Annotated in this window: 24 protein-coding genes; 9 read left to right on the top strand and 15 right to left on the bottom strand. The window is 37.2% G+C overall.

Translation table 11 applies throughout. The features are described 5' to 3' along the window. Positions 1-8: 8 nt before the first annotated feature. Entirely contained in the window at positions 9-968 is a 960-nt protein-coding gene (locus SJY37_RS14765) for an alpha/beta hydrolase (RefSeq protein WP_379953300.1), read from the bottom strand. 152 nt (positions 969-1,120) lie between these two features. Here SJY37_RS14765 and SJY37_RS14760 point away from each other — a divergent pair, with 152 nt between their 5' ends. Further along, a complete protein-coding gene (locus SJY37_RS14760; protein ID WP_379953299.1) occupies positions 1,121-1,894 on the top strand; it encodes a S1/P1 nuclease in 774 nt (257 codons plus the stop codon). Here the strand turns inward: SJY37_RS14760 and SJY37_RS14755 are convergent. From SJY37_RS14755 to gcvT, 5 genes are all read right to left on the bottom strand, one after another. Further along, entirely contained in the window at positions 1,883-2,770 is an 888-nt protein-coding gene (locus SJY37_RS14755; RefSeq protein ID WP_298327277.1) for an AraC family transcriptional regulator, read from the bottom strand. The genes SJY37_RS14760 and SJY37_RS14755 overlap by 12 nt on opposite strands. Before the next feature lie 523 nt (positions 2,771-3,293). After that, entirely contained in the window at positions 3,294-3,893 is a 600-nt protein-coding gene (locus tag SJY37_RS14750; protein ID WP_379953298.1) for an alpha-ketoglutarate-dependent dioxygenase AlkB family protein, read from the bottom strand. Further along, a complete protein-coding gene (locus SJY37_RS14745; protein ID WP_298327284.1) occupies positions 3,894-4,241 on the bottom strand; it encodes a hypothetical protein in 348 nt (115 codons plus the stop codon). Between the two features lie 64 nt (positions 4,242-4,305). Then, positions 4,306-5,121, bottom strand: coding sequence for a sugar nucleotide-binding protein (locus SJY37_RS14740; protein ID WP_108876485.1), 816 nt, complete (start codon positions 5,119-5,121; stop codon positions 4,306-4,308). 111 nt (positions 5,122-5,232) lie between these two features. Continuing rightward, on the bottom strand, positions 5,233-6,324 hold the full coding sequence (gcvT, locus tag SJY37_RS14735; protein ID WP_298327286.1) for a glycine cleavage system aminomethyltransferase GcvT: 1,092 nt from the start codon (positions 6,322-6,324) through the stop codon (positions 5,233-5,235). Positions 6,325-6,512: 188 nt separating this feature from the next. Here gcvT and SJY37_RS14730 point away from each other — a divergent pair, with 188 nt between their 5' ends. Further along, positions 6,513-8,033, top strand: coding sequence for a hypothetical protein (locus SJY37_RS14730; protein ID WP_379953297.1), 1,521 nt, complete (start codon positions 6,513-6,515; stop codon positions 8,031-8,033). A 169-nt stretch (positions 8,034-8,202) separates the two neighbouring features. Here SJY37_RS14730 and thrC read toward each other — a convergent pair whose 3' ends face one another. Further along, positions 8,203-9,504 carry a threonine synthase gene (gene thrC, locus SJY37_RS14725; protein ID WP_298327291.1) on the bottom strand — a complete coding sequence of 434 codons (1,302 nt, stop codon included), beginning with the start codon at positions 9,502-9,504 and terminating at the stop codon, positions 8,203-8,205. A gap of 211 nt (positions 9,505-9,715) precedes the next feature. Then, a complete protein-coding gene (locus SJY37_RS14720; RefSeq protein ID WP_298327295.1) occupies positions 9,716-10,504 on the bottom strand; it encodes a DUF6503 family protein in 789 nt (262 codons plus the stop codon). A gap of 240 nt (positions 10,505-10,744) precedes the next feature. On the opposite strand from SJY37_RS14720, the gene SJY37_RS14715 reads away from it, so the two are divergent. Beyond that, positions 10,745-11,530: an RNA methyltransferase gene (locus SJY37_RS14715; RefSeq protein ID WP_298327298.1), complete on the top strand. Its 786-nt coding sequence runs from the start codon at positions 10,745-10,747 to the stop codon at positions 11,528-11,530. 26 nt (positions 11,531-11,556) lie between these two features. On the opposite strand, the gene SJY37_RS14710 is transcribed toward SJY37_RS14715, so the two are convergent. Further along, on the bottom strand, positions 11,557-12,282 hold the full coding sequence (locus SJY37_RS14710) for a peptidylprolyl isomerase (RefSeq protein WP_298327301.1): 726 nt from the start codon (positions 12,280-12,282) through the stop codon (positions 11,557-11,559). A 2-nt stretch (positions 12,283-12,284) separates the two neighbouring features. Between SJY37_RS14710 and SJY37_RS14705 the strand changes: the two genes are divergently transcribed. Next, positions 12,285-12,932: a CoA pyrophosphatase gene (locus tag SJY37_RS14705; RefSeq protein ID WP_298327305.1), complete on the top strand. Its 648-nt coding sequence runs from the start codon at positions 12,285-12,287 to the stop codon at positions 12,930-12,932. An 86-nt stretch (positions 12,933-13,018) separates the two neighbouring features. Then, the gene (locus SJY37_RS14700; RefSeq protein WP_013751767.1) at positions 13,019-13,822 is read left to right on the top strand and encodes a 1-acyl-sn-glycerol-3-phosphate acyltransferase; all 804 of its coding nucleotides are present in this window, start codon (positions 13,019-13,021) and stop codon (positions 13,820-13,822) included. Between the two features lie 119 nt (positions 13,823-13,941). Here the strand turns inward: SJY37_RS14700 and SJY37_RS14695 are convergent, their stop codons facing one another. Next, positions 13,942-14,556, bottom strand: a complete 615-nt coding sequence (locus tag SJY37_RS14695; protein WP_298327311.1) for a hypothetical protein — start codon at positions 14,554-14,556, stop codon at positions 13,942-13,944. A gap of 3 nt (positions 14,557-14,559) precedes the next feature. Continuing rightward, entirely contained in the window at positions 14,560-15,054 is a 495-nt protein-coding gene (locus tag SJY37_RS14690) for an RNA polymerase sigma factor (RefSeq protein ID WP_144784468.1), read from the bottom strand. A 583-nt stretch (positions 15,055-15,637) separates the two neighbouring features. Between SJY37_RS14690 and SJY37_RS14685 the strand changes: the two genes are divergently transcribed. From SJY37_RS14685 to SJY37_RS14670, 4 genes are all read left to right on the top strand, one after another. Beyond that, positions 15,638-17,803, top strand: a complete 2,166-nt coding sequence (locus SJY37_RS14685; RefSeq protein WP_298327318.1) for a TonB-dependent receptor — start codon at positions 15,638-15,640, stop codon at positions 17,801-17,803. 65 nt (positions 17,804-17,868) lie between these two features. Continuing rightward, positions 17,869-18,237 carry a hypothetical protein gene (locus tag SJY37_RS14680; RefSeq protein WP_298327321.1) on the top strand — a complete coding sequence of 123 codons (369 nt, stop codon included), beginning with the start codon at positions 17,869-17,871 and terminating at the stop codon, positions 18,235-18,237. Between the two features lie 121 nt (positions 18,238-18,358). Further along, entirely contained in the window at positions 18,359-19,159 is an 801-nt protein-coding gene (locus SJY37_RS14675) for a TIGR00266 family protein (RefSeq protein WP_298327324.1), read from the top strand. A 177-nt stretch (positions 19,160-19,336) separates the two neighbouring features. Further along, positions 19,337-19,534 carry a hypothetical protein gene (locus tag SJY37_RS14670; RefSeq protein ID WP_035336481.1) on the top strand — a complete coding sequence of 66 codons (198 nt, stop codon included), beginning with the start codon at positions 19,337-19,339 and terminating at the stop codon, positions 19,532-19,534. A gap of 44 nt (positions 19,535-19,578) precedes the next feature. On the opposite strand, the gene SJY37_RS14665 is transcribed toward SJY37_RS14670, so the two are convergent. The 4 genes from SJY37_RS14665 to SJY37_RS14650 all read right to left on the bottom strand — a co-directional run bounded on the left by SJY37_RS14665 (position 19,579) and on the right by SJY37_RS14650 (position 23,973). After that, entirely contained in the window at positions 19,579-20,517 is a 939-nt protein-coding gene (locus SJY37_RS14665; RefSeq protein ID WP_108876471.1) for a hydrogen peroxide-inducible genes activator, read from the bottom strand. A 132-nt stretch (positions 20,518-20,649) separates the two neighbouring features. After that, the gene (locus SJY37_RS14660) at positions 20,650-21,066 is read right to left on the bottom strand and encodes a DUF2141 domain-containing protein (RefSeq protein ID WP_298327332.1); all 417 of its coding nucleotides are present in this window, start codon (positions 21,064-21,066) and stop codon (positions 20,650-20,652) included. 148 nt (positions 21,067-21,214) lie between these two features. Further along, positions 21,215-22,192, bottom strand: coding sequence for a Gfo/Idh/MocA family protein (locus SJY37_RS14655; RefSeq protein ID WP_298327335.1), 978 nt, complete (start codon positions 22,190-22,192; stop codon positions 21,215-21,217). A gap of 71 nt (positions 22,193-22,263) precedes the next feature. Next, a complete protein-coding gene (locus tag SJY37_RS14650; RefSeq protein ID WP_298327338.1) occupies positions 22,264-23,973 on the bottom strand; it encodes a sodium:solute symporter in 1,710 nt (569 codons plus the stop codon). Positions 23,974-24,055 lie beyond the last annotated feature (82 nt).

Raw genomic sequence — 24,055 nt, 5'->3', positions numbered from 1 at the left:
GATAGGTACTAGTGCTTTGTGATAAACCCAGCAACGGTACTTATTAACTCTTCAGCTAGGGGAAGCTTCGTATTATTATAAGACTTTGTGTTTTCTAGATCATCACCATCTATTATTCTAAGCACATGATTCATACCCTCTATGATGACGAGAGTTGCCTCACTATTACCTTCTTGTAATAAAACGGCTTCCTGCTTGGAGGTCTGTATGTCGTTTGTACCATTAATAATAAGAGTTGGCACAGTAAGTTTGCCTATCTCTACTTTAGGATCGTATTGCATCCAGCTTGCCATAAATGGTTGCACAGATGGACGGAAGATAGAGGTAAGTGCAGGAGAGTAATCTGTTACACGTCCATCTTTTTTAAGTGTGCCAAATGCGCTAATAACTTTGTCCTTGAGATCTGGCATTTGTAAGCCTATCTGATGGATGATGGATTGATCTATCGATTGCCCAGATCCAGAGAGCGAGATAAAACCTTGTACATCTGCACGCTGGGCGGCTACCATTCCTATGAGCGAACCTTGTTCATGACCTATTACATATAGTTCTTTAAAACGTCCTTGTTGTTTTACATAATTTATGGCAGCTACCGCATCTTCTATAAACATATTAAAATCTAGACGTTCTTCTTGTAGTGCGTTTTTCTTGAGAAGGGTGAGTACGCGTTTGTCATATCGTATGCTTGCAATACCTTCCTTTGCTAGCGACTCAGCAAGAAGTTTAAGGCTATTGTTGCGCATCATCTGCTGGTTACCATTGCGATCTGTAGGTCCTGATCCAGGAATGATAATCGCAATTTTTGATGTAGCAACTTCAGGAGTAAGTAAAGTGCCATACACCATATCACTTATACGCACATCACTGCTGCCGCCATATTCTTGCGCGATAAGCACTTGTTGTAAAAACCCAATGAATAAGAGGGTTAAGAGTAATTTGGTTTTAGTGAAAAAAGTATATGTAATCATAAGGATGTTTATTATTGCCATGATAAAGATAGTGTAGTTTCACGCTTCCCGAAGTGAATGCGGGACGAGTTTCGCGAAAGCGTACCTATTCTTAATAGTTTTATAACACGCAACATAGAAGTTTCATTGTACATTTGGCAAAAAATTATTCAATGCGTATACTTATTTCATTAGTACTAGTTCTTGTATTTACATCAAACGTCTCTGCTTACGACTGGGGTAAGACAGGCCACAGAGCTACAGGAGCCATTGCAGAAAAATATCTATCTAAAAAAGCAAGAAAAGCAATTGCCGAAATACTTGATGGCGAGTCGCTTGCTCTAGTATCTACTTATGCAGATGAGATTAAAAGTGATTCTAAATATAGAAAATACGGTACACAACATTATGTAAATGTACCTTTTGATAGTACATACAACGTACACCCTAAGAATGAAAGAGGAGATATTATTACAGGGATTGAATCATGTATAACTGTCATAAAATCTGATACCGCTACAAAGGAGGAGAAAGCTTTTAACTTACGTATGCTAGTACATTTTATAGGAGATTTACACCAACCACTTCATACTGGTATAGGAGAAGATAAGGGTGGAAATGATTTTCAAGTACAATGGTATAATGATGGTACAAATTTACACCGTGTCTGGGATACACAAATGATTGAAAGCTACGGTATGAGCTATACCGAACTTGCAGATAATATGCCAGAAATAACAAAAAGACAGCGTGAGGCAATGGCGGCTGGCACCTATAAAGAATGGATGGAAGATAGTAGGAATCTTGTAAAGGATATTTACTCAAAAACTAAAAAAGGAGATAAACTAGGCTACCGTTATATGTATGACTACTTTGAAACTTTAAAGGGCCAACTGCAAAAAGGTGGGGTACGCCTAGCTCAACTACTTAATGAACTACTTGGTTAGCGTAATATCATCCTCTAATACCTCGTCCTCTTTAGTTTTATATTGTTTTGGAGTCATCTCATTGTATTTTTTGAAAATTCTAGTGAGGTGACTTTCATCTGTAAAGCCTAGCTGGTACGCAATTTCTGAAACCGTGAAGTCTGTATTTTTTAGTCTGTATTTTACAAGGTGTAGTTTATACATGATGATATAATGATGTAACGAGTCTCCAGTCTTTTTCTTAAAGTATGCACTTAAGCCACTACTAGTCATCGATAATCTCTCGGCAATAGCAGCTACCTTCATTTTATCTCTATCATAAACATGCTGTCTTATATAGTTTAAGATATCATCTATAGTGGTGTGTTGATCTTTTCTAGAAGAAACAGACCTAGGTTTCAAATCACGTGTAATGTTTCTCGCAATTATACTCAAGGTGGTACTTACCATATTTGAGATATTGTGCTTGTAAAACTCTTTGGCCATTTCATACTCAAGTACAATGGCATTATGAATCTGCCAGATAAGCTCCTTATCAGAGTCTGCAGTTATTACATCACCAGGTGTAAGATTAGGGTTTTGTATAATACGCTCTATACGATGTAACCAGTAAGATCTATCGGGCAAGTTCATCTTACTTGAAAACAAAGACTCTGTAAATTGAAAGTAGCAAAATGTAGTGACCTCATTTATTTCAAACCAGTGAGTGTCGTCTGGGGCAATTAAAAAAATATCACCTGCGTTGTAAGAGATGATAAACTCATTGATAAAATGCTTTCCTTTTCCTTCTTCTATAAAAATTATCTCAAAATAAGTACGTTTATCTTCGTCTTGATGTCTGTCTAATTTCTGGAACTTTTTTATCAGAAAAGTATCTTGTAAACTGAATCTTTGCATAGGATTTGGGGATTAAAGATTTGATACTGTATAAGATACAATTTAATTTTTAATAAGCATTTAGTCAAATCTTAATGTTTTTCTAAATATTGTACAATTAATACTAAATTTTATACAAGTTAAAATATACTATGCACGCATAGCTTTGCACCAGAATTAGAGAGAGAAACTACAGAGGTGCTGTGGTGTTTTGTTTTAAGGTTAGTTTGTTGGTTTTTTTTTTTTAGACATGTGTTAGAGTGAAGCACATTGTCTTAATGTTTCATATACAGCACCTCTTTCTTTCTTGTAATAAATGTCCAATACCACTGCAAAAGGCTTGAGGTATTAGGTGTTTATCATAAAAATATTTGGCCTTAGGAGACTATTTTACAATGATGTCGAGTAACCCCTAGATTACTAGCAGATAAGTAACTTCTAAGGCTTTTTAAAAGCATACGGCTTTCACCCCTAAGTGAACAATGTTCCTTCTTGTAATGAGAAGTTTTTAAGAGCAAGCGTTTCCCCTAAACGTTTGCTTTTTTTATGCGATAATTCTAAAGGTAAGATTAATACGAGGAGCCACCTTTTTTGCAGTTTTAGGTAACTGGTGATGCCAGTGATGTTGTGTACTTCCTTGCATTAACAATAAGCTTCCGGGCTCAAGAATAATTTTAGCTTGCTGAGTTTTGTCAACCTTGTTTCTAAATTTAAATAGGCGAGGAGCTCCTAGACTTACAGAAGCTATAATAGGATTTTCACCTAACTCCTTCTCATCGTCTGCATGCCAGCCGTTGCTATCATTTCCATCACGGTATAAATTAAGGAGACAAGTAGTAAAGGTTACTCCAGCGATGTCTTCTACTCGTTTTTTAATAGCTTGTAGTGCATCTGTAAATGGCTCAGGAAACATGGTAATATTTGAGTACGAGTATGATTTTGCATTAGAACTATAGAGTGCCGTAAGTCTAGGTTGTGGGTATACTTTTCCAAAAACCTTAATGTCATCGTGACGCCACGAGATTTCTTCTAGCAGCGTTTCATAATAATAAGCCGCCTCTTCTTCTGTGAGCATGTTTTTATGATAGGTAACTGCTGCAGCTGGAAGATCTAGTGAGTATGGCTCTTCTGGAAATAATGACATCTATAAATATTGATAAGCCCAGTAAATTAACCCTAATTGTAATGGTAAGCGCATCCATAATGCCCACACGGGAAATTTACCCTTTAGCTTTTCATTACTTAGCATATCGATATGCACTGTAAAAAATACAATAAGCATCGCAATAATTCCCCAGATTGCAATAGCTCTAGTTTCTTCAAAGAGTAATCCTACGCCTCCAGCAACTTCTGCCACACCACTCCAAAAAACCATAGCTTTTTTGTAAGGAATATAGGCAGGCATAATAGCTCCGTATACTCGAGGTTTTATAAAATGCATGACACCTGCAAGGATGTACATAATAGACATAACGTAAAAATGCCAAGGCATAAGCTGTAATTTAGGGTGTTTTATAAAGGTACAACCGTGAGATTTAAAATAAGAAAGATGTATCTTAAAACTCGGCGTTGTATTTTTTGCTTCCTGCCACTACGCCTTCATTAGTTACTTGTAAGTGTTTAGGTAGTTTATTGTCTCTAGGTAAGACCGCTAGATAGCGATCAGAATTACTCGTAAACACGTTTTTATACATAGGTTTCCTGTTGAGGTCTAGCATAATTACTAACTCATGTATAAACTCTTTATGATGAATGAGATCTGTACTTCCTAAGTGAAAAATACCAGAGAGTTTTCTATTAATAATATAGTGCACCTGCTGGCAGAGTTTAGTATCTGTAGTAGTATTCATCACCAGATGCGGAAAAACTTCTATGGCATCTCCTAGTAATAATTGGTTTTTGAGCTCCTCAATTCTAGGTGAACCCACGCCAAAAACCATAGGCAGTCTCACAATCGCATATTGCGACTCTGGTAGATGACGCATTAAGAGCGTCTCTATTCTAATTTTTAGTTTACCATAGATACTTTCTGAGAGGGTTTTGTCATTCTCATAACTAGGGTAATTTGTAAAAGCATCAAAGACATTTGCACTAGAGATAAATACGATACGACAGCCAGATTCTTGAGCATAAGCAATCATAGATTCATGAGCCTCTAGCTGGTCGCCAAAGGGACCTCTAAGTGCCGCGATAATTACAGACGGTTTTATCTTGAGTAGCACTTCATACACATCATCTTCTACAAGGTCAAACCGTAAATAGTGCTGGTTATCACTGTATATCTTTCCAGAGTGATAGGTGCCATAGGTGTTGTAGTACCTATACAATTCCTTGTATAAAGCACCTCCTAGAAAGCCACTAGCACCTAGTATTAAAACTTTGTCTTTTGATTTTTTAAATGCGATAACTACAATTTTTTAAATAATAAACTCCCGAATTCCAAAAGTTAGTCCTTTGGAATTCGGGAGTAGCTTTTCGGTTTATTATCCTTTATAGAAAGGTGTCTTTACAACGGTTGCAGGTACTAGATTCTTACGTATTTGTATGAAAATTTTTGAGTCCGCTTTCGCGAAAGCGGAATCTACATACCCCATACCTATTCCTTTATTTACAGAAGGGCCCATAGTACCAGATGTTACGTGACCAATCTTATTACTATCTGCATCTACAATATCATATCCTTGACGCGGAATTCCTCTTTCTGTAAGTTCAAAACCTACAAGTCTCTGTTTAAGTCCCTGTTCTTTTTGAGCTTTTAAATCCTCACTGTTTACAAAATCCTTAGTAAATTTTGTTACCCAGCCTAAACCTGCTTCAAGTGGAGAAGTGCTGTCATCTATATCATTACCATAAAGACAATATCCCATTTCTAAACGTAGTGTGTCACGAGCAGCAAGACCTATAGGTTTGATTCCCCAGTCTGCGCCAGCTTTAAAGACATTTTCCCACAGTTGTGCAGCATCTTCATTTTTACAGTAAATCTCAAAACCACCACTACCAGTATATCCTGTAGCACTAATAATTACATTTTCGATACCTGCAAAAGGTGCCACCTCAAACGTATAAAATTTAATACCTGCAAGATCTACTTCTGTAAGCGATTGCATAGCTTCAATAGCTTTAGGCCCTTGTATTGCAAGAAGTGAGTGACCTTCAGAGATATTGCGTAGCTCTGCATTAAAACTCTTTAATGTATTTTGAGTTTCTAGCCACGCCCAGTCCTTATCTATATTACTTGCATTTACTACAAGCATATATTGATCTTCCTTAATACGGTACACAATAAGATCATCTACAATTCCTCCTGTATCATTAGGGAAGCAGTTATACTGCGCTCCGCCCACGTTTATTTTTGAAATATCGTTAGAACATACCCATTGTAATAATGATAGTGCATTTTCTCCAGACACAAGAAATTCACCCATATGTGAAACATCAAACACTCCAACACCACTTCTTACGACGTCGTGCTCTGCATTTACACCTTCATAAGAAACAGGCATATTATAACCAGCAAATGGGACCATCTTTGCACCTAGCGATTCATGTACTTCAGTTAAGGCTGTATTTTTCATCTTTATTATAGTTCTTTTGGTTACACAAATGTATGAAAAGGTGGCAGTTTGCGAGGTAAATAAAAAGTAAATTATCGATGTAATACCGCAATAAACGACGTCCGTGGTAATATGGGCATTAAGCATATATACCATCTTCTGTTATTTAATTAATAATTAAATTTGACAGTTATGCTACAGTAATGATTATGAGAAATATAACCGTTCTTTTTTTACTTGTCTTGTTACCCGCTCTTGTGTGGTCACAAGAAGGAATTATATGGGAGAAAAGACTAGATACTTACCCGGTAGATAGAACTACGGAAGCTCAATTAACCACAGATGGTGGTTACATTATAGGTGGGCACACTAATAAAAAAACTACACTAGACCAATATGCAACTGCAGAGACAGATGTCTGGATAGTCAAGCTAGATGGAGAAGGCGTTGTAGACTGGGAGAGACTGGTAGCCTCAAGAAATAAAGCCGTACTTAAAAGAATTTTTCAGTCGCCAGAAGAGGCTAAGCTCATTAGATCTACAGTGATAAATGCAGATAGTTCTGCAATCATAAATACAGACGAGTTTGCGATTTCTCAAAATCCTGAACCACTACAAAAGATTCAATCTAGAATGGTGCGTTCAAGTAGATCAAGTTATAAAACACTAGAAGATAGCTACATTGACCCTACATTTTTAGAACAAGAAGTTACAGAAATAGAAGTTACAGCGTCCAAAGATGATTTGTGGAGACTACATCTTGACCCAGCGCTACAGATGAATTGGAATAAAAATCAGCTTGCTGGTACGGAGCGTAAATTACGTAGTGTAACTACCGCTGCCTCTGGAAGTACGCTAGCCGCAGGATATACGACCAAAGCTGTAATAGATGATACAACTACCTTAGGTGATAAAGATTTTTATGTAGCAAGTTACGGGAAGACAGGAAATCTAGAATGGTCTACCATCATAGGTGGAGCAAAAGACGATCAGATTGTGAAGACCATTGCCACTCAAGATGGAGGTTTTATACTGGGTGGTATCTCTGAGTCTGGAATAGGAGGAACAAAAACTACTAAAAATCTAGGAGGAACAGACTGGTGGGTTGTTAAGTTAGATAGTCATGGTAATATATTGTGGCAGCGTAGTTTTGGAAATTTTACAGATGATAAGCTTACTTCCCTACAGGAGCTAGATAATGGCGATATTCTACTAGGAGGCACAAAAGCAATTATAGCAAAAAATCAATACCGTACAGCTGAAAATGGCGGAGTTGCAGAAGACTTTTCTATTATTAAAATTAATAAAGTAGGTATCGTAAGATGGGAGCTAGAACTGGGTGGCTCTGGTAAAGAATATCTCACAAGTGCTTTACAAAAGGAAAATAACGAAGTAATTATCTCTGGTATGAGCTATGCCGACTCAGACAATGCTAATGGACAAGAAGTGGAAGTAAGTGATATCTGGGTGATTAATTATGGAATTAAGAATCTCGAATCTTTTGATGAAATGTTGAAGAAAAGATTTGGGAAAAAGCGCACCGTTTTTAGATCAAATGCTGCAAAACGTTTCAACCGACTTGAATACTACGACGAGCAAGGCAATCTTCTAGATACAAGATATACCTATAAAATTAAGCGTCTTGCCCTGAAACACGCAGAGATTGTAAAAGGCACAAAATACATACGAGTACTCTCTGGGAATACAGCAGCAATTGTAGATTGGGACTAATTACCTAATCCGTTCGTAATCATATGTGACGTTTGATGACTGTTTTGAGAACACCTCAGTATTGATGCTATTGGCTGTAATTATTTCAAAAGATAGCGTTCTAGTTCAATTAATATTAGATTTTATATGCATCTCGAAGTGAATTCGGGACACGTTTCGCGAAAGCGAACTATCCCAACAAATACTTTTTAAAACCGTCATAAGTACTTACTGGAATCATCTTCATTTCTTTATCCATTAACTCCTTAATTTGTTCAGGAAGCTCAACCTGTCCTACCACAGGCGTAACTGCTGGTAAAAACTTTACGGGATGTGCGGTTTCTAAAAAGACTCCGTAAGCTTCTGGATGATCTTTTAAATAGGCCTTGAGTCCTAAGTATCCCACAGCACCGTGAGGATCTGCTATATAATTATGATTTTCATGCAAATCGAGCATCGCAGCGCGTGTTGCATTATCACAATAGGAGTATGATGAAAACTTTTGAGACAACAACTGTCTGTCGTTTTCAAATAACTGTAGTACCCTAATAAAATTGCTAGGGTCACTTACATCCATGGCATTACTTATCGTTGCAACCGTTGCCGTAGGAGTATAGACTCCGCTTTGCATGTATCTTGGGATGGTTGTATTACTATTTACCGCTGCTACAAATTGGTGCACAGGCATTCCCATCATATGAGCTACCATACCGGCACATATATTACCAAAGTTCCCACTAGGAACAGAAAACACGAGGGAATCTGCTTTTTCTTGCTTCTTTAATTCTTTATAAGCAAATAGATAATACAACGACTGCGGTAGCCATCTTGCGACATTAATACTATTTGCCGAAGTGAGTTGTTTTTTACTCGTGATTTCTTTATCTAAAAATGCCTTCTTCACCATTGCCTGGCAATCATCAAAAGTGCCATCTACTTCGAGTGCGGTGATATTTTCTCCTAAAGTGGTGAGCTGTCGCTCTTGCACATCAGATACTTTTCCAGAAGGGTAGAGGATTACTACTTTGATACCTGGTACTTTATAAAAACCTCTAGCTACAGCTCCTCCGGTGTCTCCGCTGGTAGCCACTAGTACGGTAACTTCTTCTTGTTGATTACGTTCTTTTAAGAAGTGACCTAGACATCGCGCCATAAAGCGAGCTCCTACATCTTTAAAGGCCATGGTAGGCCCGTGGAAAAGCTCTAGCGTTGCCACATTATCTACTATAGGAACTAGCGGGAAATCAAAAGAAAGTACATCTGCTACAATTTCTGTAAGCGTAGCCTCATCCATACTATCGCCCACAAAAGGTTTCATAACTTCTACTGCAATCTCTTCCTTAGATAAGTGTACTATATTATCCCAAAAACTCTTAGGTAAGACAGGTATTTCTTCAGGAAAATAAAGTCCTTTATCTGGTGCAATTCCTCGTATTACTGCTTCATCAAAAGTGACGGTGGGTGCTTGCTTATTAAGGCTGTGGTATTTCATAAGTAGATAACTAGCTAACTAAAAGTATGCATTTTGTATAGAAAGTAAATCTAATAGATTTTAATCAGAAATATGCTCAATACGCATTAAGATGTAATATGCTGATTGATGTGGAATTGGATTTTTGAATCTGATAGTCAGGGAGTTGTGTTGAAAATAAAACGCCATTCATTAAGAATGGCGTTTTATATATTATTTATGAGAGGATTACTTACTCTACAAGTACTCCACCTTCAGGTTTTGAAAAAGTAGCAATGTCTAGTTGCGTAGTAGTTGCTGTAGGATTTGTAAAATTCATAGCATTCCTCATATCTGTAGGTTTACCATCTACCACATTGTACCATTGCAGTTCGCTAGGTAATTTAAGACCATTCACATTTTGCCATGTTGCATATTTGATAAAGCTGTAAAGCTCACTTGGTCCATCACCTCCTGCAGTCACAGTATATGCTAGCCATGCCATCTCATTGGTAGTAGGGTCATTGTAGATAATGTAATTATCATCTGGACTATCACCTACCTCGTTACCAAAGCTAATTTTAGTCCCAGGGTAGCTTACACCATCCATTTCTAATGCAGGAACCTCTGAGTATGTGATGCCTTCATCGCTTAGTACAAATGGCATTGCATAAAAATAAAACATCAAGTTATGATAAAAACGAGCTCTCTCTGGTTGGAAAGCGATGGTATCTTGTTTTAACCATAAGTCTTTACCATCATATCCTAGTACAAAATCTTTAGTCTCAATACGTGTTTTACGAGATTTAAGATCAACAGTGTGTATTTCGTTTATGTCTCCTTTAGGTAAGGTAAAACATAAGTTATTCATGTTATTCCAAGTGTCAATACCTCCGTGAGCTTCAAAAACTTTAGAAATTTGATCTGGATACACTCTTGATGGAGTATCTACGACAGCAACTTCTTCAGTATTTACGGTTGGTTCATTTTTGCAACTTGCAAAAGCTATAAGCCCAGCAAGGAATAAGATAGATTTGTTCATAGTACTTTTAATTGGTTAGAATTTGTGATATAGTCGTATGGAATTTATAGTCTTACAAAATTCGTCAATCATTTTCAGATAAAGAGAAAAATTCATTTATCGGTTTATAAAAGCATAGAACCTATTCTTTAAAATAATGAGATAAATGTAAATTGCTAAGCTTATCAAGACTCTTGTGTTCACAAGCAATTATTTTCTTCTAGTTTTTCTCTAATCTTCAGAATATTCTACATTTGTGCTATGTCAAAATATATTTCTAGTATCCAGAATCCAACTGTAAAAAGACTGTTACAACTTCAAGATAAGTCACGCGCACGTAAGAAGGAGGGTGGTTTTATTATAGAAGGTGTGAGGGAGATAGAACTTGCTATTGCCGGAGGATACGAGATTACAGAAGTTTATTTTAATGAAGCTGTAATTTCAGAAGATGAGGTTGCTGGGATGGTAAATGACACAGCGATGATGACAAGCTTATCTGCCGAGGTATACCAGAAAGTAGCTTATAGAGCAGGGACGGAGGGTGTTATCGCTTTCGCGAAAGCGGAAACTAAAACCTTAAATGAGTTGGCGCTACCTGAAAATCCGCTACTATTAATCGCCGAAGCACCAGAAAAACCTGGAAATATAGGCGCACTACTAAGAACAGCAGACGCTGCTGGGGTAGATGCAGTCATTATTGCAAATCCTAAAACAGATTTATACAATCCTAATATCATACGTTCAAGCGTAGGCTGTGTGTTTACCACACAAATAGCAACTGGGTCAACTGCTGAAGTGATTTCATTTTTACAAGAAAAAGGAATAGCGGTTTATAGTGCTATTTTACAAGAGGCGGTAGACTATGCAGCACAAGATTACACAACGCCTTCAGCAATAGTGGTGGGAACAGAAGCCACAGGATTATCTCAAGAATGGCGCACTGTAGGTACAAATATTAAAATCCCGATGAGAGGCAAAATAGACTCTATGAATGTCTCAGTTGCTGCGGGAATATTAGTTTTTGAAGCACGCAGGCAACGCGGATAGAATGTGTGTAAAGAAGAAAAAGACGCTTAATCAATAAGGGCAATCTTCATATATACATTTGCAACTGGCCACTCGCTGCCGTCCACTTTTAACTTATTAATTTCATCCACAACATCCATTCCTTTAGTCACTCTGCCAAAAACGGTGTGATCTCCATCTAGGTGATGCGCTCCACGTTCTGGTTGCACAATAAAAAACTCAAATGGAGCAGTTGCATTACTCACATTTTGCTCGGTATACTTAGCCGATGAAAATGCTCCACGCGTGTGTTTATGTGTAGGATTTGCTTCGTTTGGTATTAAGTAACTCCCAAAGCTCGCTCTGTTGCGCGCAGTGCCTTGGGTATCATTGTTACCTCCTTGTACCACAAAATTAGGTGACACTCGGTGAAACTGTGTTGTATTAAAATAGCCGTTTTTTACGAGCATGATAAAATTTGCTCTGTGTAGCGGAGTATCTGTAAAAAGCTCCACTTCTATTTCTCCAAAACGGGTAGTAATCTTAACCTTAGTCTCAGGATTCTCTTTCCCATAAGCTGTAAGAAAATCAATAACCATTTCTTGACCAGAAATTGTAGGCTCTTTTACGGTACCCATTACGAGTGACAGATCTACTTTTTTTAGGTCTTTTTGTTGCAGTGCTATCGTGTCTTTTTTTGCCACTTCTTCCTTTACAGAATTAGGTGCAGATTTCTTATCTTGACAACTTGTGCTCGCTAGCAGCGCTATAATAATCCAGAGATACGTACGCATAAATGAAATTTGAATCATTTTTAAAATTAGCTTCAAAAATAGGAAATCTCCCGCTTCCAGGGCGCGATGTGCAACTAGAGATGGCACCCACAGAACGCCTTAAAGAACTCGAGGAACTAGAAATCACAAAGCGCAACCCAAGACAGGCTGGTGTGATGTGCTTATTTTATCCTACTCCAGATGGTGATACGGAGTTTATACTCATCTTACGCAAAACCTATGAAGGGGTACATTCTAATCAAGTAGGCTTTCCTGGAGGAAAGGTAGAACTTACAGATAGAGACCTCGCACATACAGCGTTACGAGAGACAGAAGAGGAGGTGGGCGTACCCCAATCTCGTGTTGCAATCACTCGCGAACTCACAAATATTTATATACCACCTAGTAATTTCTGGGTACAATCTTTCATAGGACATCTAGATCATACTCCTGCATTTATTGCTCAAGAAAGCGAGGTTGAGTCTTTGATCCCCGTGCCACTATCTGAGTTCCTCTCTGACGGTTGTATAACAACGCAAAAACTCTCTACCTCCTATATGGATGATATGGAGGTACCAGCATATAAATTGCAAGGTCATATCGTTTGGGGAGCTACAGCAATGATGCTCAGTGAGGTACGATCGCTTCTTAACACTTCTTTAAAATTGTAACGCCTTTTGTATCTTTACAGGCTGTTTGTAACCAAGTACGCTTTCGCGAAAGCGCACTCAAACACAACCAATTTTTAAACTATACAATGGGGATATTTAAAAAAAATCCATTTGGACATATACTATTCTTAAAACGCTGGCTCATAAGAATTGCTGGTGCAATGACGCATAGACGTTATCGCGGTTTTAATGAATTACAGATAGTAGGTTCTGAAATACTGACTAATCTTCCAGATAGAAACGTATTATTTGTTTCAAATCACCAGACATATTTTGCAGATGTGGTTTCCATGTTTCACGTCTTCAACGCGAGTTTAAGCGGTCGTACAGATTCTATAAAAAATATAGGATATCTGTGGGATCCAAAACTTAACCTATACTACGTTGCCGCTGGAGAAACGATGAAGGCTGGTTTACTACCGCGCATACTGGCTTATGCAGGAGCAATTACAGTAAGTCGTACCTGGAGAGAAAAAGGTAAAGAAATAGATCGCCAGGTAAACCTTAAGGATACTGAGAATATAGGAATAGCGCTAGATGATGGCTGGGTAATTACGTTCCCGCAAGGAACTACAAAACCATGGAAACCTATTAGAAAAGGAACTGCTCACATTATTAAGAACTATAAACCTATCGTAGTGCCTATTGTGATAGATGGTTTTAGAAGGAGTTTTGACAAGAAAGGATTACGTATTAAAAAACGTGGTATTCTTCAATCTTTTGAAGTAAAAGAACCGCTAGTAATAGATTACGAAAACGACTCTGTAGAGAAGATTGTAGAGCAATTAGAATATGCAATCGAGCAACACCCATCTTTCTTAAAGGTCATCCCAACGGAAGAGATAGAAGCAGAAGAAGAACTTAATAAAAAGAGAAAGTGGGAGTATTAATATACTCACCTTACTAAGAAAAAAAAGCGAGAGCGACCGTAAGGTCGCTCTCGCTTTTTATATTGTAAAAAGGCAACAGCTTGACCTATTGCCTTAATCAGAACTCAAACCCCCTAGATTTAAAGTTCCAATTTTTTAAGTTGATTGTAATTTGCTCTTAGTCTCTTTAAAAGACGTCCGTACAGTAGTCTATATATAATAAGGAGAATGCCAATCGCTAAAGCGAGCATAATAATCAAACTTATTACAGCTAGAAAGAGACTATCTGTAGAAAGGAACTCTGGATGCGTGGTCTCTATCAAAACAAATGCACCTACAGTCCCAAGTACAAGAAACGCAAGGTTAAACCATATATAATATTTTACGGTTTTACGTGTGTTCAAAATATTTTGCATTAGTACTCTTGGAGAGTCTGTGTTTTCAATTTTCTTATAATTTTTATAAAACCAACCAATGAAGAATATAAGCGCTGCTAGGTGAATTCCTGTTGAAATATATTCTACTGAATCTCCTATTACAGTTTTTACATTTGAGGCGTCGTCTCCTGTAATTTTAATTCCGAAGCTGAGTAAGATCCATACAGCAAATTCTGCAATACTTATAAAAAGTATCCACTTCACTACAGAAGAAGATTTCTTAAGTAGCATAGGGTACAAGTCTTCCTTCGTATATTTAGGAAGTGATCCTTCCTGCTTTTGCCAATCTTTCTTTAGCATTTCTAGTTCATCTACCATAGCTTATGGATTTAATATTTTTTTGAGCTTTTTCTTCACTCTGTTCATCTTCACTCTTGCATTTACCTCTGATATACCTAGGGTTTCAGAGATTTCACTGTAGTTTTTATCTTCTAGATATAAAAAGACGAGTGCCTTATCTATATCATTAAGCTCTTTTACTGCACTATACATCAACTTTAATTGCTGCTCCACGGTATCATCATATTCTTCTGACGATATACGAAACATGACAGAATCAAAATCCTGAGTCTGCACCGTTCTTTTTGATTTACGATATAATGTGATGGCAGTATTTAATCCCACGCGGTACATCCACGTACTGAACTTTGAGTCTCCTCTAAACTTAGGGAAGGCACGCCATAATTGTATCGTAATCTCTTGAAAAAGATCATTGTGTTGATCCCGATTGTTGGTATACAAACGGCATATCTTATGCACAATGTTCTGGTTCTCTTCCAGAAGGGTTACAAAATTATCTTCGACTGTTTTATCCAATGGTTGGTGGCTTAGTTAATGGTAAGTAGAGATTTCTTACAAAGTGTTACAGAATAATTCTAAAAGTTTTAGTCTATTTCTGGTAACGTCCAAGTTACTCTATATAATTGACGCCTGAGATGATCAATTAATAAGTGCCTAAAAAGAAAAAAACCTCTGCTCCCTAATTGCAGAGGTTTTTTCTTACTTGTTAAATTCTTGAACTTTCAACGGGATAAATATAGATATAATAGTTGTGTAAGCACATCCCCATATGTTACGTTTAAGTAAAATCAATCACTGAATATTGCCGATTATAGCTTTAGTAAACACGTTTATAGTTCATTAAAAAATTAATTTTAATTTGATTTTTTTTGAAATTTTTCACTTCTCAGGCAAAAGCAAATGTTGTAGTAGTTACGCAAACGTTATAAATGTCTTTTTCGCTTTAAAATCTTCTTAAACGTCTACGGGAACAATGATTTTATTAGTACTTCAATCTTATGAATTACAACTGGGAACTCTAAAATGACGGTTGAGAGTATTACGCTTTCGCGAAAGCGTAGTTCGCTCCATATTTGCTCAACAATCAACCGAACTATTTATGAAATCGCTTTTACACATTCTCGTTTGCCTATTATGTTATCAACTAGCTGCCCAGACCATCGTCTCGGGAAAAGTCACAGATTCCAAAGGAATCCCAATAGAAGGTGCAAACATTTTTATAGATGGCAGTTATGATGGAACCAGTACCGCAGCAGATGGATCATTCTCTTTTACCACAAGTGAGGAGGGAACGCAGCTACTTAAAGTCACGTTTTTATCATACGAACCGTATGAGTCTTTTATGGAAGTAACGACTTTTAAAGACCTTAAAATCGTTTTGAGAGAAGATATAAACTCACTGGATACGGTAGTACTTTCGGCAGGGACATTTGAGGCTAGTGATAATAGTAAAGTATCTGTACTCAAGCCGCTTGATGTTGTGACTACGGCAAGTGCGCTAGGAGATTTTGTAGGTGCATTACAAACGCTACCTGGAACAACAACGGTAGCTGAGGATGGTAGACTTTTTGTACGTGGAGGAGATGCCGGAGAAACACAGATATTTATAGATGGCATACGTGTCTTTACTCCTTATACACCAACCGCAAATAATACGCCTACTCGAGGAAGGTATAGTCCTTTTCTTTTTGACGGGATTACGTTTTCCACTGGAGGATACTCGGCCGAGTATGGAGAGGCTTTGTCAAGTGTTTTGTTACTGAATACCATAGATGAGCCAGATCAAAATAAGACAGATATATCCCTCATGTCTGTAGGCGGCGGACTAGGAATTACCAGAAAATGGGAGAAGAGTTCGCTCAGTGTAAGTACATCATATATAAACCTTGCTCCCTATGTGGCATTGTTTTCTAATCGTAATAATTTTAATAAGCCTTTTCAAACCTTTTCAGGAGAAGCAGTATATAGGTATAGAACAGTAAATGGATTGTTTAAATTATATGCAGCGGGAGACAGGACAAGTTTTGACATTACGCAAGAAGATATTAATAATCCAGAAGGGTTCACGCTGGGTTTAAAAAACAGTAATGTTTACATAAACACGAATTATACTGGAATGTTAAGTGACACTTGGAGTATACAAACGGGAGGAAGTTATACGAGTGCTCAAAATGATACATCCCTACAATCGGCTACTAACATCGATAACAAAGAAAATAGCGCACATCTTAAAGTCAAACTTAAAAAGCGTTTTTCAAATAGACTTAAGCTAGCCTTTGGTGCGGAGCATTTTATAACAGATTTTCAAGAGGATTTTAATGGAGTCTTTGATAATCAGAATATCGTAGCGGTATATGATTTTAAGAGTAATATTTCTGCTGCTTTTGTAGAAAGTGATATCATCTTCTCTCGCAATTTTGCATTGAAGCTGGGCGCTAGGGCGAGTTATACAGATTATATGGAAGGAGTCACATTTTCGCCTAGAGCGAGCGTAGCCTATAAAACAGGTAAAAACAGTCAGTTTTCTTTGGCTTACGGAGATTTTTATCAAAATCCGCTGAATGACTTTTTAAAATTTAGTCTTGATCTTGATGCTCAAAAGACGACGCATTACATAGCAAACTATCAGTATAGTAACAATGGCCGAATATTTAGAGCAGAGGCGTACCGTAAGAGTTATAGTAATTTGATTACTTCTAATACGATGTTTAATAGTCCAGAGAGCGTGCTTGCAAATGATGGAAATGGCTATGCGCAGGGGGTCGATGTTTTTTGGAGAGATAATACGAGTATAAAAAATATGGATTACTGGGTGAGCTATTCCTACTTAGATTCAGAAAGGAAATATCTCAATTTTGAGGAGCAAGCAAGACCGTCTTTTGCAAGTCCTCATAACCTATCTGTGGTAGGTAAGTATTTTATCAAGGACTGGAAATCACAAGTAGGTGTAAGCTTCCAGCATAGTTCTGGGCGTACCTATACAGATAAGAATAGCGCTGGTTTCTTACAAGCAAACGCAAAGTCCTTTAATAGTTTAAGTGTAAACTGGGCGTATTTATTATCGCAGCAAAAGATTCTGTACTTTTCTGTAAACAATGTACTTGGGTTGAGAAACGTAAATGGATATCAATATGCAGATACTCCTAATCCTGCAGGTACCTTTGACCGTAGAGCGTTACGTCCAGCAACAGATCAATTCTTTTTTGTAGGCTTTTTCTGGACCATAAGTGATGATAAGAATAGTAATCAGCTAGATAATTTATAGACGTCATATTCGTTTTGAAGTAGTATTGTAAAAGAAGTATCTTAGTAAAAAAATAATAAGAGTCTATGAAATATTTACTTGTTGTATGCTGTCTAGTGATGTTTGTTTCTTGTGGTGATGATGATCAATCAGACCCAGTAGATGTGATTTGCACTACTGAGGTAATGCCGTCTTTTAGAATCACCGTTAGAAATACTGAAGATAATTCTTTACTAGAAGGAGTAAGTATAGTTGCAAAAGATCAACAGTTTGAAGCCACGCTTACAGAAGAAAGTCCTGGTGTATATGTAGGACCAGATGAGCGTACGGGTAGTTATTTCTTAATTATTCAAAAGGAAAACTTCCAGACTATTATCACAGAGACCTTCGTTGTAGAAGAAGATGAGTGTCATGTAATTACTGTCGCAAGATCATTTACATTACAACCACTGTAATAAATAATATTTTTATTCATAATGAAGCCCAAAGAAATCTTTGGGCTTTTTTTATGCTTATATGAGTGTAACAAGTTAGTGCTTATAGCTACCTATATGTACAATCAAAAAATCAACAAGAATGAACGCACATGAAATAGACTATGAGATCTTTGGAGAAGAGATGCAATATGTAGAGGTAGAGTTAGATCCGCAAGAAGGTGTAATTGCCGAGGCTGGCAGCTTTATGATGATGGAAGAAGGTATACGTATGGAAACCATTTTTGGCGATGGCTCTGCAAAGGATACTGGCGTAATGGGGAAGATTTTTGGAGCAGGAAAGCGTTTACTTACAGGAGAGAGTTTATTCATGACAGCTTTTTACAATGATGTAGTTGGTAAGAAGAAAGTAAGTTTTGCATCACCTTATCCGGGTAAAATAATACCAATAGACCTTGATAAAATAGGAGGGAAGTTTGTTTGCCAGAAAGATGCATTTCTTTGTGCGGCAAAAGGCGTTTCTGTCGGTATAGAGTTTTCACGTAAGTTAGGAAGAGGTCTTTTTGGTGGAGAGGGTTTTATCATGCAGCGTCTAGAAGGTGATGGTATTGCATTTGTACATGCTGGAGGAACTACGCTTAAAAAAGAACTTGCTCCCGGAGAGCGTTTGAAAGTAGATACTGGATGTATTATCGGGTTTGATAGTACGGTAGCTTATGACATAGAATTTGTAGGAGGTATTAAGAATACCATTTTTGGTGGTGAAGGGTTATTTTTTGCTACATTAACTGGTCCTGGAACTGTTTATATACAGTCACTTCCTTTTAGTCGTCTTGCAAACCGTGTACTGGCGATGGCTCCAAAGGCGGGAGGCAAACAAAAAGGTGAAGGCTCTATACTAGGTGGATTAGGAGATTTACTCGACGGCGATAATCGTTTCTAAGTGATACCGCAACTGCTTATTTAACAAGTGTTTAACTTAAATTTAAGATAGTGAAATATGATAAAACACGTGTTTTATAATTCTTTAAGTCTTATATTTATAGAGTTCAATAATATAAAACATAGCCTATAGCATCAAACTACTTTTTAAAATCTAACCCTATAAAACCCTTCGAATATGGCGAGAGCAATGTTTGAATACACGAAGACTATTTTAGATAAGGTAAGTTTTGATAGCTCGCTATTTTGTAAAGAACTAGAGAAAGCAATAAAACGACTATTACCTTATGAAATAGATGAACTTAGAATCTGGATCAATGCATTGATTAAAACCAATCCTGATCTTGGTCATTGTCTAATTTATTTAAAACCATAAAAAAAGCCCCAGTAATGGGGCTTTTTTAGTATAATTAATAGTTCTTATTTTGAGATAGGACTTATAATCTGCACATTTTGAAAGGTGATTGCACCTTTTACCACGCCAGCAATGGTAGACCTTAAGGCCTCTATAATCTGTATCTTAAGTTCGCTCTTATGATAGATAATACTTATCTCTCTAGCAGGAGAAGGTTCTTTAAATGATTTAAAAAGTTCTTGCTCTTTTACAGGTATATCAAGAGTATGCAAGTAAGGTAAAAGCGTCATACCTAGTCCTTCATTTGCTAGTTTTACGAGCGTTTCAAAACTTCCGCTTTCTAATGAGAATTTCTCATTATTCATATTTCTAGGCGTAGCACATAGATTAATCACACCATCTCTAAAACAGTGTCCATCCTCTAGCACTAGCATATCTTGCATGTCTAGATCTGAAGTTTCTAAAATCTCTTTATTACTCAGTCTGTGGTTATGCGGAACATAGGCAACAAATGGTTCGTAATATAAAGGTCTTTCTTTAATCATAGGGTTTTCAAGAGGAGTAGCAGCAATGGCTGCGTCTAGATGACCTTCCTCAAGTTTTTCCATGATTTGATCTGTGTTAAGCTCTTCAATCTTGAGCTTAACCTTAGGGTATTTTTTTATAAAATTAGTGAGAAACATAGGCAGTAGCGTAGGCATTACTGTAGGGATAACCCCTAGCTTAAATTCGCCTCCTATATAACCCTTTTGCTGATCTACAATATCTGTAATACGGTTTGCTTCGTTTACAATATTACGTGCTTGGTGTACAATTTTTGAACCTATTTCTGTAAGCTCTATAGGCTTCTTACTGCGGTCAAAAATAAGGATGTCTAGCTCATCCTCAAGCTTTTGTATTTGCATACTAAGCGTAGGCTGAGTAACAAATGTCTTTTGAGCTGCTCTTGTAAAATTTTGATGCTCTGCTACCGCAAGCACATATTTAAGTTGAGTAATAGTCATGTCGTAATTTATAACACAAAAGTAAGAAAATCATTGAGTGTACCTATGTGCAACATCAATTTATAAGATTTTTCTTATAGCAAAAAAAAGCCAGCAGTTGAGTGCTGGCTTTGTAACGTGAAGAAAGCTTTATTACATTTTAATTTCTAGTTGTACATCTTCTGTACCTACTGTAAATTTTGCATCGTTCCAGCTAGGAGGTCCAAAGCCTGTACCACTACCAGATGTTGCATAATCCTCTTTAGGCATTCCGTTTGCTTCAAAATCCATACGGTTATTTCCATTTTGATCATGTAGCGTTATAATTCCATAATCTCCAGGCTGTACATTTTCAAAAACTAAGGTAACCGTATTGTTTTCTGGTGTTGCTCCTTGAGAATCTAATGGCGCAGCTTTCATAAAGGTTGCCTCATTATATAGCGCTGCAGAGGCAGAACCATCATTATTAGTTAAGTTAGGAATGGTTACCGTGATGGTAACTCCTTCTGCTTCTTGTCCAAAAGAAATTGTTGATACGGCTGCGAGTAATAAAAAGATAATTGTTCTCATAATTGATAGTATTAGATAGTTATTGTTTTTTGTTGATGATGTAAATATATCATCACGCTTTCGCGAAAACAATCTTCCATTACCCAACTGTAAAAATCAATGACCGAACTGTGAGAATTTGTGCTGTAAATCAATTTACAGCTAATTATCAGTACACTAGCCCAATATTCCTTCTAATGGTATCTAGCATTTTAATGAGATCTGTACTCTTATCAAAAGTCATAATATCACTCTCGGTCTTATTACTTTCAAGCATTTTCTGGCAATGCAGTATCTCATAATGATATCCATTCACACTTTCCGGAATAGGGAAATCATATGTTTTTGAAGCACTATCTTTAGTTATGGTAACACTAGTTGGCTCATGAAAACGACTGTTTATCAGTATTTCTCCATGTTCTAAAGTGATGTGACAAGTAGTGTCTGTTTTCTCATCAATAGCCGAAAATAAATCTGCTTCTACTTGATTAGGATATTCTAATTTCATGGAGCAGTGATGATCTACACCAGTTGGCCCGAGTAGGGCTTGAGCGCTCATATTCTCTGTATATCCTAAAAGTGTTAGTGCTGCAAACACTGGGTAAATACCTACATCTAGCAAACTACCGCCACCGAGGGATTTATTATATAAACGAGCATTTACATCATAAACTGCGTCGAAACCAAAGTTGGCAGTAAGGTTTGTAATCTTTCCTAAATCTCCATTATGAACCGTATCAAGTACAAATTGATAATGAGGTAAGAAGTGCGTCCACAGTGCTTCCATTAAAAAGGTTTGTTGCGCTTTCGCGAAAGCAATCATTTCCTCAACTTCTTCAAGATTCATGGCAAAGGCCTTCTCACAAAGCACTGCTTTTTTATGCGTGAGACATAAAAACGTTTGCTCTTTGTGAAATATGTGAGGCGTAGCAATATAAACGATATCTACTTTAGGATCTAGAAGCATTTCCTCATAGCTACCATATGCGATAGTCGCGTTATGAGTATCCTTAAAAGCTGATGCGTTGTCAAGATTTCTACTTGCTACAGCATAAAGATGTGCACCTTGAGCAAGTTGTACATCGTTTGCAAATTCAGCAGCAATCTTGCCGCAACCTAGTATTGCCCAGTTAGTTTCTTTAGTCATGTAGATTGTATTTAATTATAGCGATACAATTTGTTTACTTCACATTTTCGCGAAAGCATAATTACACATTACTACTCATCTTGAGAACCTCCAAAGCTTACTTGTAGTAGCATCGCTAGTCCCATTACGAGGGCGCATCCTACAACGTTGAGCCATAAATATGGGAATTCTATAATTTCAAAATGTATGAGTCCGTACACGATGATAATGATTATTTGCGTGATGAGTGCTGCTATGAATACGGCATTGCTTTTTACAAATTTGATAAAGAATGCGAGTAAGAATATCCCGAGAATATTACCGTAAAAAATAGAACCTATAATGTTTACAAGCTGAATTAAGTTTTCAAATAGACTTGCCGTACAAGCCACGATTATGGCGAGCACGCCCCACATAAGTGTAAAGCCTTTTGTACTGCGCACGTAATGTCTGTCTGTCATAGTTCCCTTATAATTACGCTTATAAAGATCTACAGCTGTGGTGGCTCCAAGTGCATTAAGTTCTGACGCGGTTGATGACATTGCTGCGCTGAGTATTACAGCGAGTAATAAGCCTATTAGTCCGTTAGGAAGGTTATTGAGTATAAAGTGTATAAAGACGTAATCCTTGTCGTTATTTTCTACCTCTGGAGCTGCTTTTGCAATGAGTACTTTACCTACAGATCTTATTTCCTTATCAATACCTTCATATTTATCTATTAAAGATTTCTGAGCTCCATTCTCCTCATATATATCCAGTGTAGGATCCTTAGCATAATTAAAGGCAGCTTCTTTCTGATTGTTTTGGTTTTGAGCTAGTTGTTGTTCTAGTGATTCGAATTCGCTCGCATAGATTGACGTTTTTACGGCTTCGGTTGCGGCAGGGTTAAAATGTAGCGGCGCACTATTAAACTGATAGAAAACAAAAACCATAACTCCCACAAGGAGAATAAAGAACTGCATCGGGATTTTTAAGGCTCCGTTAAAGAGAAGACCCATTTGCATTTCCTTTACATTTTTTCCAGAAAGGTAACGTTGCACCTGACTTTGATCTGTACCAAAATAGGAAAGCATTAAAAAGGTACCTCCTAGTAAACCTGTCCATACCGTGTATCTATTGCTTAAATCAAAGGAGAAGTCTAATAGATTCATTTTTTCTCCAGCACCTGCAATGCTTAAGGCATCTGTAAAACTGATGTCCTCCGGAAGTTTATCAAGAATGAGGTAAAAGGCAATTGCCATACCGGCGAAAATCACAGCCATTTGCTGCTTCTGAGTAATGCTAACTGCTTTCGTACCACCAGAAACGGTATAGATAATCACTACAATCCCTATGATAATATTGAGCATAGTGAGATCCCAACCCAATACCGCCGAAAGGATAATTGCCGGAGCATAAATAGTAATTCCTGCAGCGAGACTACGCTGTATTAAAAATAAAATAGCTGCGAGTGATCTCGTTTTTAAATCAAAACGACTTTCTAGATATTCATAGGCTGTAAAAACCTTTAGCCTGTGATAGATAGGGATAAAAACCAAACAAATCACAATCATAGCAATAGGAAGCCCAAAATAAAACTGGACAAACCCCATACCGTCATAAAATCCCTGACCTGTGGTAGATAAAAAAGTGATGGCACTTGCTTGTGTAGCCATTACAGAAAGGCCTACCGTCCACCATTTTGAGGTATTACCACCTCTTATATATTCTTCTGCGTTCTTACTTCCTTGTGTTTTATAGGTTCCATAAACAACTATAAAAATGAGCGTGAATGCTAGTACTGCCCAGTCTATTATTTCCATATTAAGAGAATGAGGTCATTAATAGATAAAACACGATAATGTAAGCTAGATTGACCAGCAGTACTATGGTGTACTTCTTTTT

Origin of the sequence: Dokdonia sp. R78006, assembly GCF_042466145.1 — a bacterium.
Classification (GTDB): Bacteria; Bacteroidota; Bacteroidia; order Flavobacteriales; family Flavobacteriaceae; genus Dokdonia.
The sequence above is the reverse complement of the archived record's forward strand: the minus strand, read 5'-3'. Positions and strand labels throughout refer to the sequence as shown.

What these genes read in the sequence shown, in the direction of transcription:
- SJY37_RS14765 (WP_379953300.1), bottom strand. Translation starts at nt 968, where the DNA reads ATGATTACATATACTTTTTTCACTAAAACCAAATTACTCTTAACCCTC.
- SJY37_RS14760 (WP_379953299.1), top strand. Translation starts at nt 1,121, where the DNA reads ATGCGTATACTTATTTCATTAGTACTAGTTCTTGTATTTACATCAAAC.
- SJY37_RS14755 (WP_298327277.1), bottom strand. Translation starts at nt 2,770, where the DNA reads ATGCAAAGATTCAGTTTACAAGATACTTTTCTGATAAAAAAGTTCCAG.
- SJY37_RS14750 (WP_379953298.1), bottom strand. Translation starts at nt 3,893, where the DNA reads ATGTCATTATTTCCAGAAGAGCCATACTCACTAGATCTTCCAGCTGCA.
- SJY37_RS14745 (WP_298327284.1), bottom strand. Translation starts at nt 4,241, where the DNA reads ATGCCTTGGCATTTTTACGTTATGTCTATTATGTACATCCTTGCAGGT.
- gcvT (WP_298327286.1), bottom strand. Translation starts at nt 6,324, where the DNA reads ATGAAAAATACAGCCTTAACTGAAGTACATGAATCGCTAGGTGCAAAG.
- SJY37_RS14730 (WP_379953297.1), top strand. Translation starts at nt 6,513, where the DNA reads ATGAGAAATATAACCGTTCTTTTTTTACTTGTCTTGTTACCCGCTCTT.
- thrC (WP_298327291.1), bottom strand. Translation starts at nt 9,504, where the DNA reads ATGAAATACCACAGCCTTAATAAGCAAGCACCCACCGTCACTTTTGAT.
- SJY37_RS14720 (WP_298327295.1), bottom strand. Translation starts at nt 10,504, where the DNA reads ATGAACAAATCTATCTTATTCCTTGCTGGGCTTATAGCTTTTGCAAGT.
- SJY37_RS14715 (WP_298327298.1), top strand. Translation starts at nt 10,745, where the DNA reads ATGTCAAAATATATTTCTAGTATCCAGAATCCAACTGTAAAAAGACTG.
- SJY37_RS14710 (WP_298327301.1), bottom strand. Translation starts at nt 12,282, where the DNA reads ATGCGTACGTATCTCTGGATTATTATAGCGCTGCTAGCGAGCACAAGT.
- SJY37_RS14705 (WP_298327305.1), top strand. Translation starts at nt 12,285, where the DNA reads ATGAAATTTGAATCATTTTTAAAATTAGCTTCAAAAATAGGAAATCTC.
- SJY37_RS14700 (WP_013751767.1), top strand. Translation starts at nt 13,019, where the DNA reads ATGGGGATATTTAAAAAAAATCCATTTGGACATATACTATTCTTAAAA.
- SJY37_RS14695 (WP_298327311.1), bottom strand. Translation starts at nt 14,556, where the DNA reads ATGGTAGATGAACTAGAAATGCTAAAGAAAGATTGGCAAAAGCAGGAA.
- SJY37_RS14685 (WP_298327318.1), top strand. Translation starts at nt 15,638, where the DNA reads ATGAAATCGCTTTTACACATTCTCGTTTGCCTATTATGTTATCAACTA.
- SJY37_RS14680 (WP_298327321.1), top strand. Translation starts at nt 17,869, where the DNA reads ATGAAATATTTACTTGTTGTATGCTGTCTAGTGATGTTTGTTTCTTGT.
- SJY37_RS14675 (WP_298327324.1), top strand. Translation starts at nt 18,359, where the DNA reads ATGAACGCACATGAAATAGACTATGAGATCTTTGGAGAAGAGATGCAA.
- SJY37_RS14670 (WP_035336481.1), top strand. Translation starts at nt 19,337, where the DNA reads ATGGCGAGAGCAATGTTTGAATACACGAAGACTATTTTAGATAAGGTA.
- SJY37_RS14665 (WP_108876471.1), bottom strand. Translation starts at nt 20,517, where the DNA reads ATGACTATTACTCAACTTAAATATGTGCTTGCGGTAGCAGAGCATCAA.
- SJY37_RS14660 (WP_298327332.1), bottom strand. Translation starts at nt 21,066, where the DNA reads ATGAGAACAATTATCTTTTTATTACTCGCAGCCGTATCAACAATTTCT.
- SJY37_RS14655 (WP_298327335.1), bottom strand. Translation starts at nt 22,192, where the DNA reads ATGACTAAAGAAACTAACTGGGCAATACTAGGTTGCGGCAAGATTGCT.
- SJY37_RS14650 (WP_298327338.1), bottom strand. Translation starts at nt 23,973, where the DNA reads ATGGAAATAATAGACTGGGCAGTACTAGCATTCACGCTCATTTTTATA.